Source organism: Streptomyces sp. NPDC050549 (genome assembly GCF_040655035.1).
Classification (GTDB): domain Bacteria; phylum Actinomycetota; class Actinomycetes; order Streptomycetales; family Streptomycetaceae; genus Streptomyces.
Genome location: NZ_JBFAJD010000009.1, coordinates 269697 through 278625 on the forward strand (window position 1 = coordinate 269697; position 8929 = coordinate 278625).

The 8929-nt window shown below is 68.1% G+C and carries 8 protein-coding genes; 4 read left to right on the forward strand and 4 right to left on the reverse strand.

The features are described 5' to 3' along the window. The first annotated feature begins 24 nt into the window (after positions 1-24). Positions 25-3228 (forward strand): tetratricopeptide repeat protein, encoded by a 3204-nt coding sequence (locus AB0I51_RS16575; RefSeq protein WP_362975593.1) that lies wholly within the window; start codon positions 25-27, stop codon positions 3226-3228. A gap of 24 nt (positions 3229-3252) precedes the next feature. Here AB0I51_RS16575 and AB0I51_RS16580 read toward each other — a convergent pair whose 3' ends face one another. Continuing rightward, positions 3253-3498 carry a hypothetical protein gene (locus AB0I51_RS16580; protein ID WP_317886541.1) on the reverse strand — a complete coding sequence of 82 codons (246 nt, stop codon included), beginning with the start codon at positions 3496-3498 and terminating at the stop codon, positions 3253-3255. Beyond that, entirely contained in the window at positions 3491-4354 is an 864-nt protein-coding gene (mca, locus tag AB0I51_RS16585) for a mycothiol conjugate amidase Mca (protein WP_362975631.1), read from the reverse strand. Before mca ends, AB0I51_RS16580 begins: the two co-directional genes overlap by 8 nt. Positions 4355-4501: 147 nt before the next feature. Between mca and AB0I51_RS16590 the strand changes: the two genes are divergently transcribed. Together AB0I51_RS16590 and greA are read left to right on the forward strand one after the other, a co-directional pair. Continuing rightward, positions 4502-4900, forward strand: a complete 399-nt coding sequence (locus AB0I51_RS16590; RefSeq protein ID WP_362975595.1) for a DUF4307 domain-containing protein — start codon at positions 4502-4504, stop codon at positions 4898-4900. A 168-nt stretch (positions 4901-5068) separates the two neighbouring features. Then, entirely contained in the window at positions 5069-5569 is a 501-nt protein-coding gene (gene greA, locus AB0I51_RS16595; RefSeq protein WP_362975597.1) for a transcription elongation factor GreA, read from the forward strand. 137 nt (positions 5570-5706) lie between these two features. On the opposite strand, the gene AB0I51_RS16600 is transcribed toward greA, so the two are convergent. Together AB0I51_RS16600 and AB0I51_RS16605 are read right to left on the reverse strand one after the other, a co-directional pair. Next, the gene (locus AB0I51_RS16600) at positions 5707-6501 is read right to left on the reverse strand and encodes an ABC transporter permease (RefSeq protein WP_362975599.1); all 795 of its coding nucleotides are present in this window, start codon (positions 6499-6501) and stop codon (positions 5707-5709) included. Next, the gene (locus AB0I51_RS16605; protein ID WP_362975601.1) at positions 6438-8447 is read right to left on the reverse strand and encodes a recombinase family protein; all 2010 of its coding nucleotides are present in this window, start codon (positions 8445-8447) and stop codon (positions 6438-6440) included. Before AB0I51_RS16605 ends, AB0I51_RS16600 begins: the two co-directional genes overlap by 64 nt. Before the next feature lie 245 nt (positions 8448-8692). On the opposite strand from AB0I51_RS16605, the gene AB0I51_RS16610 reads away from it, so the two are divergent. Continuing rightward, positions 8693-8929: hypothetical protein (locus AB0I51_RS16610; protein ID WP_362975603.1), on the forward strand; the 237-nt coding region annotated here is incomplete at its 3' end.

Genomic DNA, 8929 nt, shown 5'->3' on the forward strand with positions numbered 1-8929 from the left:
GTTGCCGTCGGAGGGGGACGCGACATGCGGGACAGCCATCGGAGCGATGCCGAGCGGCTGTTGGCTCGGGCCGTGGAGGAGGAGGTTCGGCGCTCCGGCGGGCGCGTCGAGGGACAGGTGCTGCTGGCGCGGTCACGGGCCGCGCTGGATGCCATGGCGGAGACGGCGGCGGAAGAGTACGCGGTCTATACGGGCGCGCTCGACGAGGCGGCGGCCGGGCAGCTCACCTTCGGTCAGCGGTACGCCAGGGATGGTGGCGGAACTCCCCTGCTGGTGGCGGGTGTTGCCGCCGCCGCTGCGGTCGTGGCCGACCTGGCCCTCGGTACCGGCGCCGGCACCGCGCTGGGCGCGGGGGTGACCGTCGGTGTCGTGGGTGCGGCGGCGACCGTCGTGAAGGTGAGCGCCTCCCATCTGCCCGCCGCACATCACCGCGCCGGTGCCGCGAACCAGCCCGGTGGTCCGGAGCAGTTGCGGTTGCAGTGGCTGACGGCGCTGGAGGTGCGGGGCATCCGCCCGTTCCTCGACCAGCAGCGGGTGCTCGCCGCCTCGACCGGGCCGACGAAGAAGCCGGGACCGCAGTTGCGCGGTACGGACAAGAGCGCGGCGGCCCGCAGACGGAGTGTGCTGGAGCAGTCGTTCGGTCAACTCCCGGAGCCGGTGGGGGCGTTCGCCGGCCGGCGGGCGGAGCTGGCCCGGATCCGGCAGCTGGTGCAGGCGGCCCGCGCGAGCACGGAGACCCGGCCGACGGTGGTCGTCCTGCACGGCGCGCCCGGCTCGGGCCGCACCACCCTCGCGGTGCGCGCCGCGCACGATCTGCGCGACCAGTTCCGCGGTGCGTGCGTGGTGGATCTGCGCGGCGACAGCCCGGGCGAGTCCCCGCTGCCCACCCGAGACGCCCTGCTGCACCTGCTGAACCGGCTCGGCGCGCCCCGCGAACAGCTGCTCTTCCGCGAGCGCTCCTCCCCCGACCAACAGGTCAAGCGGCTGGGCGAGTTGTACCACCAGCACCTGACCGGTCTGCCGGTGACGATCATCCTGGACGACGCCTCCGACCCCGGGCAGGTGGCCACCCTGGTCCCCGAGCGCTCCGACAGCCTGGTCGTGGTCACCGCCCGCAAGCCCCTCGACCTGCCGGCCGAACTGGCCGCCTGGGTCCACCAGTTGCCGGTGGACGTGCTGGACGCGGCGGGCGCGGAGGAACTCCTCGGCGCGGCGGCGCAGGACGGTTCGGGGCCCTACGACGCCGAATCCGAGGACCGGATCAGGGAGTTGTGCGGCGGGCTGCCGCTGGCGCTGCGGATCGCGGGCTCGTCCCTCGGCCCGCGCTCACCGCGCCAACTCGCCACGGATCTCGGCGCGTACGGCCCGGTGGAGCCGGTCGAGCGGGCGCTGTGGCTGCGCTACACCGACCAGTCCGGCCCGGCCCGCACTCTGCTGCGCCGGCTGGCGCTGGCCGGCCGGGCCTCGCTCGGCGCCGCGGCAGCCGCCGCCCTGCTGGCCACGGACGAGACGGAGGCCGCCCGCCATCTGGTGGCCCTCTCCCGCGCGGGCCTCATCGACCATGTCCGCGGCACCCGCTACCGCCTCCACGACCTGGTCCGCGCCTTCGCCCAGGCCCGCCTCCTCGACGAGGAGGAGTCCTCGGAACGTACGGCCGCGCAGGAACGGCTGATCGTGAACTACGCCGAACTCGCCGACTCCGTACTGCGGTTGGTCGACGGCAACATGTCCACGCGCTCGGACCGCTTCGGCCCGCACGGCTTCACCTCGCTCGACGAGGCGCTGCGCTGGCTGGACGACGAGTCCAGCTTCATCACCTCGACGCTGCGGCACGCGGAGGGCGTCGACCAGGGCGCCGTACTCAATCTGCTGGGCGCGCTGTGCGACTACTGCCTGCTGCGCGGCGACCTCTACCGACTGGGCGAGATCAGCGAGTTGGCGCAGGCCGTCGACCAGGGGCTGCTTGTCCGGTCGGTGCAGTGGCGCACGGGTATCGCGGCCCGGCAGCTCGGCGAACTCGACAAGGCGCGCACCACCCTCACCTCCGTCGTCGACCTCTACATGGAGGCCCACCACGACGCGGGCGCCGCCCGCGCCCTGTGCTCCCTCGGCATCACCCTCCACCACCAGGGCAACCTCACCGAGGCGGCGGCGAAACTCCGCGAGGCCCTCGACCTCCAGGCCGCCCCGCAACTGGCCACGGACCGCGCCTGGACCATGCACGCCCTGGCCGCCGTGGAACGCGACCGCGCCCGACTCCCCGAAGCCATGCGGCTGTTGACCGAGTCCCTGGTCCTGCACCGCGCGGGCGAGTCCGTGCACGGCGAGGCCTGGGCCCACTTCCAGCTCGGCCAACTCGGCCTGCGCATGGGCGACATCCCGCGCGCCGAGTCCGAACTGACCACCGCCCTCGGCCTCTACGGCCGTACCCGCGACGCCCGCGGCGAGGCCTGGGCACTGACCCAGCTGGCCCGCGCCCGGCTGGTCGCCGGCGACCCGTCCCCGGCGGTGGACGGCCTGCGCACGGCGGCCTCCCGGCACCGCGACAACGAGGACGCCCGCGGCGAGGCCTGGACGGTCTACTACCTCGGCCAGGCCCTGGAGGAGACCGGCAACCTGGACCTGGCGGTACGGGAACTGGAACGCTCCCGCACCATGTTCTCCCGTATGCGGGACGTCTACGGCCTGGCCTGCGCCCGGCACCACTCGGCGCGCGTCACCCGCGACCAGCGCGCGGCCCAGACGGGTTCGCTGCGCAACTCGGGCTTCGCCCGCCAGCTCCTCGTCGACGCCCGCGCCGACTTCCAGCGCATCGGCGTCGCCCACGGCGAGGCGTGGACCTGCCTGGAGCTCGCGGTGGTCGACGCGGGCAATGCCCGTACCGCACAGGCACTGACCCTGTGCGACGAGGCGCTCGGCCTGTTCACCTCGTACGGAGACCACCGTGGCGAGGACTGGGCGCGCTTCCTGCGCTCCACGCTCCTGCCGTACGCGGCCCCCGGCGGCGTCGAGGTCGGCACGGCGGTCGCCCAGGAGGAACTGGCACAGCTCGCCCGCACCCGGCATCCCTACCGCGACGAGAAACTCGACGACTACGTGGAGGCGTACCAGCTGCTGCTGGAGCGGGGCGTGAACCTGGAGGCGGGCTGGCAGGCATGGCGGCTGGGCATGGTGCCGAGCCGGCACGCCCGTGAGGTGATGGGGGTGGCGGTGCCGAACCGGCCCTGAGCACCCCCGCGCGGGCCCGCCCGGTCAGCCCTGCTTGGCCTTCGGCTCGGCCGGGACGGCCTCGGACTCGGCCGTCGGGTCCGGGGCCTCCTTGAAGTCGACCTTGTTCATCTGCTTGCTCATGGACTTCATCAGCCCCCATACGGCCAGGGCCATCACCGCGAAGACGATGAAACCGAGGACGCCGGGGGTGACCTTGTTCTCGTCGACCTCGGCGAGGGGGACCAGGTGCGTCATTGCCAGGGCTGCGCTTGAGCTCATATCAGGCATTGTCGCGGATGCCCGCGAAGAGGTCGTCCTCGGGGAGGGAGCTATCGACCAGAGACTTCGCGAGCTCGTACTCCTCGGTCGGCCAGACCTCCTTCTGGATCTCCATCGGGACCCGGAACCAGCCGCCGTCGGGGTCGATCTGCGTGGCGTGCGCGAGCAGCGCCTTGTCACGGATCTCGTAGAACTCGGCGCACGGGATGTGCGTGGTGAGCGTGCGATCGCGCATCATCCCGGACTCGTCCCAGCGCTTGAGCCAGTCCCCGTACGGCGACTCCAGGCCCCGGTCGAGCAGCGCCTTGTGCAGCGCCTCGGTGCGCTGCCGGTTGAAGCCCTGGTTGTAGTACAGCTTCTGCGGCCGGTACGCCGGGCCGTACTGCCCCTCCGGGTACTTCTCGGTGTCCGTCGCGCCCTCGAAGGCCACCATCGAGATCTTGTGGGTCATGATGTGGTCGGGGTGCGGGTAGCCGCCGTTCTCGTCGTAGGTGGTGATCACCTGCGGACGGAAGGTGCGGATCTGCTTCACCAGCTCGCCGGCCGCCTTGTCGACGTCCTCCAGCGCGAAGCAGCCCTCGGGCAGCGGCGGCAGCGGGTCGCCCTCGGGCAGACCCGAGTCGACGAAGCCGAGCCACTCCTGCTTGACGCCGAGGATCTCGCGGGCCTCGTCCATCTCCTTCTTGCGTACCTCGTGGATGTGCTCCTCGATGTACTTGTCGCCCTGGAGCTTCGGGTTGAGGATGGAGCCGCGCTCCCCGCCCGTGCAGGTCACGACCAGCACGTCCACCCCCTCGGACACGTACTTCGCCATGGTGGCCGCGCCCTTGCTCGACTCGTCGTCGGGGTGCGCGTGGACGGCCATCAGTCGCAGCTGGTCAGTCAAGACTCAATCCTCAGTAGGTCGGCGCCCCGGTGTCCTGGGGTGCAATCGGCGCTTCTATAGTGACCGAATCGAGGGGCGAATAATTCCGGGGGTTGGTTTCGGGAGCCCCTTGCCGGGAGGACGATCATGAGTACGGCGAGTACGCGACTGCCCGAGGGCCGCTACGGCAACTCGTCGGACGAGCGTGCCGACCACAAGCTCAAGGTCGCCGGTGCCGTCCTCGCGGCGGCCCTGCTCGTCCTCGTCGGGTACTTCGCCTACCACTATGTCGTCGAGGCCAAGATCAGCGCCGAAGTGATCACTTTCCAGGCCTCGGGCAACGAGGTCGAGGTGCATCTGGAGGTCCACAAGGACTCGGGCACCACCGGCTACTGCACCCTCCGCTCGCAGGCCGCCGACCAGTCCGAGGTGGGCCGCGCCGACTTCCACTTCGGCGGCTCCGCGACCCGCATCGACAGGGTCGTCACCCTGCGCACGACGGCCAGGGGCACCACGGCCGAGCTGCTCGGCTGCCACGCCGACTGACATCACCCTCGTTGTGTAGGCCTTGACCTGCGTTGACGTATTTCTGGTGCCTTATGTCCTCCCCCTGGCGCCGTTGAATTGTTAGGCTCGTGGTTTCGCCCTTCCATGAAGGAACATTCTTCTGGGTAGGGCGATGCTTTGTATTCCCAGTACCTACGAGGAGCACCTGTGACCCAGACCAGCGAAGACGTCACCTGGCTTACGCAGGAGGCGTACACCAAGCTCAAGGAAGAGCTGGCGTACCTGTCTGGTCCCGCGCGCGAGGAAGTCACCGCGAAGATCGCGGCTGCGCGCGAGGAGGGCGACCTGCGCGAGAACGGCGGGTACCACGCGGCCAAGGAGGAGCAGGGCAAGCAGGAGCTCCGCATCCGCCAGCTGATCCAGCTCCTGGAGAAGGCCAAGGTCGGCCAGGCTCCGGCGTCGGCGGACGGCGCGGTCGCGCCCGGCATGGTCGTCACGATCGCCTTCGACGGCGACGAGGACGACACGACGACCTTCCTGCTCGCTTCGCGCGAGTACGCGAGCGCCGACATCGAGACCTACTCGCCGCAGTCCCCGCTGGGCTCCGGCGTGCTCGGCCACAAGGTCGGCGAGGAGGCGCAGTACGAGCTGCCCAACGGCAAGAAGGCCTCGGTGACGATCCTCAAGGCCGAGCCGTACAACGGCTGACCTGCGGGACCTGACCTACGGGACCCGACCACGGGGTTCTGGGCCTCGCCTGCCTTCGACGAGCCCCCGGCGGCCTTGCGGCGCCGGGGGTTTCGCCATGTCCGCCGGAATCGGGGATTCCGGCGTCCCGCGTCCTCTCAGGCCGTCGCCGAGCGGTACTTCCGTACCGCCAGCGTCCGGAATATGAGGATGATCAGGAGCGAGTAGATCAGTGAGGCCCACACCGGGTGCACCATGGGCCAGGCGTCCGAGGACGACTGTCCCGGGTTGGCGAAGAGCACCCGGCAGGCCTGCACCGTGGCGCTGAACGGGTTCCACTCGGCGATGTGGCGCAGCCAGGGCGTCATGTTGCTGGTGTCCACGAACGCGTTCGAGATGAACGTCACCGGGAAGAGCCAGATCAGTCCGCCGGAGGTTGCCGCCTCGGGCGTACGGACGCTGAGCCCGATCAGGGCCCCGATCCAGGTGAACGCGTACCCGAGCAGGAGCAGCAGGCCGAAGGCTCCGAGGACCTTGCCGGCGTTGGTGCTTCCGTCCGAGCCGACGCGCCAGCCGACCAGCAGGGCGACTGTCGCGAGGACCAGGAGGGTCAGCGCGGTCTGTACGAGGTCGGCGAGTGTCCGCCCGGTCAGCACCGCGCCGCGCGCCATGGGCAGCGAGCGGAAGCGGTCGATGAGGCCCTTGTGCATGTCGTCGGCGATGCCTGCGCCGGAGCTGGCGGTGGCGAACGTGACGGTCTGCGCGAAGATGCCCGCCATCAGGAAGTTCTTGTAGTCGGTGGCGCTGGTGCTGCCGCCGATCTGCATGGAACCGCCGAAGACGTAGGTGAACAGCACCACGAACATGATGGGCTGGATCGGCCCGAAGATCACCATCTCGGGCAAGCTTGTTCGCCGGTCAAGGCCAGGTTGCAACTCGGGGTGGTGCCACATGCTTCACCGCCCGCGCTGCAATCGCAGACTCGCTCGGGCTCCATCGTCACCTGGGCAGCAGTGAACTTCGGATCAACGGCACCCGTGACCAGCATCCGAGGCAGCACGTACGAAGGCGGCACCGGAACCGCTGGACAGGGCCTCAGAGCCTCCAGGGCGGCTTGATACTCCCCAGAGTCGAACCAGTGATGGACGCGCCGGTACAGCGACGCATAGACCCGTCCGTCGATCCGCTCGCATCGGCTGTATTCGTTCCACGGCTTCCCCGTGCGCAGCTTCTCCAACATCACATCGAACGCACCGCGCACGTCCTTCCACTGCCGGGTGCTCGACAGGATGCCCTTGACGCTGTCCCACATCGCGTCCGTCAACTGAGCCGGGACCGGGACGTCGTTCTCTCGGTGCCACTCCGTGATGGGGTCGACGAGACCCTTGTGTCGAGGAACCCCCTTGTCCAAGATCTGGATCCGCACATCGAGCAGCTCCAAAAGATCCAACTTCAGGTCCAGGGTGAAGTTCTCCGCCGACGTGTCGATGCTGTCCACAGCATGGAGCAGTTCCCTGGCCCGCTCTTCCTGAGCCTCCGCATCGCCCAACCAGTCCGCCACACGGTCGCGCTCCTGAAGCAGTTCCTCTTCTTTCTGCCTCAGTTCCGACTTCAGCTCCTCAATCAGGGCGGTGTCATCGTCGTCGTCCTCGGCGGAAGCCAGAAGCAAAGCGATCTTGCGCTTACGGTTCGACCGCTTCTTCTCAAGCTGCTCGTCCAGATCGGCCAGTCGGCGCCGATAAGAAGCAGCCCTCTCCGGAACAGTGCCCAGCCACTTCGCAATCAGTCCGTGCAGCTTCGTCCTGTCTTCCAACAGACCTTCAATTTCGGACCAGACAGCCGAGTCGACATCCTCAACCGGCAGCTCCCAGCAATCCTCATGACTCTGGGGCGCGCCCCCTTCGATACGGCCTCCCATACAGCGGTAGTAACGGCCGGTGGCAATACTGCCGCCGGTCCGATGTGCCCCGCACACACTGATGATGCGATTGGACAACAGGTATCGCGAGTGCTTGCCCTTGATGCGCTTGCCCCGGTTGATGACGACACGCAGTGACTCGATGCGTTCCTCAGACAGTGGTTTCGGAACGTCAATTCGGAAGGTCGTCGTGATCGGGTCGCCGTCCTCGTTCTCGCCCGCGAAGACGAACTCCACATAGCCGCGAAGGCTGGCCTCAATGCGCCGGCCGAGATTCCCTCCGGCCCACGGCTTACCATTGCGCTGGGTGTAACCGAGGGCATTGAGGTGCCGGGCTGCATCCTCCTGCGTCACAGGCTCAGGCGAGTCGATCATGAAAGCGGCATACGCTTCGATCTGCTTTACCTCATCGGGGTTGAGCACGGGGTTTCCGTCCGCGTCGAGCATGACGCCGAAGGGCGGTTCGCCCAGCGGCCAGCCGCCAGCGGCAGCCTTCTGCATCCGACCGCCCAGAGTGCGTTCAAGAATCAGGGCGTGCTCAACCTCGGCCATGTAGGCGAGAAGAGAGAGCTGAATGCCGAACATGTCGTCGTCGGAGTCGATACGTCCGTCAGCAGTGGCGACGCGGACGCCGTAGTCAGTGACGTCGTAGACCCAACGGTGGATGTTCTTCATGGTGCGGCCGATCCGGTCGAGCTTGCCGAAGACAACCAGGTCGAGCTTCCCGCCCATGATGTCGGCGGTCAGACGGTCCAGATCGTCCCGCTTGGCCAGCTTTCCGGAAACCCCGCCGTCCACGTACACATCGACAACCACGTGTTTCTGTCCACGTAGGGCGTACGCAAGCCAGGCCCGGCATTGATCTTCCTGGACCTTCAGGCCGTAGCCTTCCAACTGTTGCGCCGTGGAAACGCGCAGGTAGATAGCGACGCGGATAACGCCCGTACTCCGGCGTCCGCGCATGACGGTACTCTTCCCCATGTCAGTCCCTCCGTGACTGGCAGGCCGGTCCTTGACTGGCCTGGTCCCAGAGGGCGGCAACCCTCTGGGACCTACATGTGACGTCCCATCAGGATACCGCCCCGTTTTCTACTCGACAGGCGCTTTCCGGCAACTTCCGTTGTTCTTAGATCTGTTGGGTATCCGACCGAACAAGATCTCTGCTAAACGCCGCTCTTCGGATTCGCCCCACTCGACAGCGCGCCAGCGAGATACGACTTCACCGGTTGGCGGCTGCACTCTCTTCTTCGGGCAGCTCATTTTCTCCACCCCCGTTCGGCCAACTCTTCGCGGACGAACTCGCGGTTTTTGGCCAGGTCTTCTGCGATTCCGGCGGCGAGTTGAGCAGCGCCAGGGGTGTGGCCGGAGCTGGAGTGACCCCCGAGATTCCGACACCTGGACGCTGGATGTTTCGTCATCCAGGGGAAGTGATCCATGGTGGCAAAGCGAAGGAATTTCCCGGA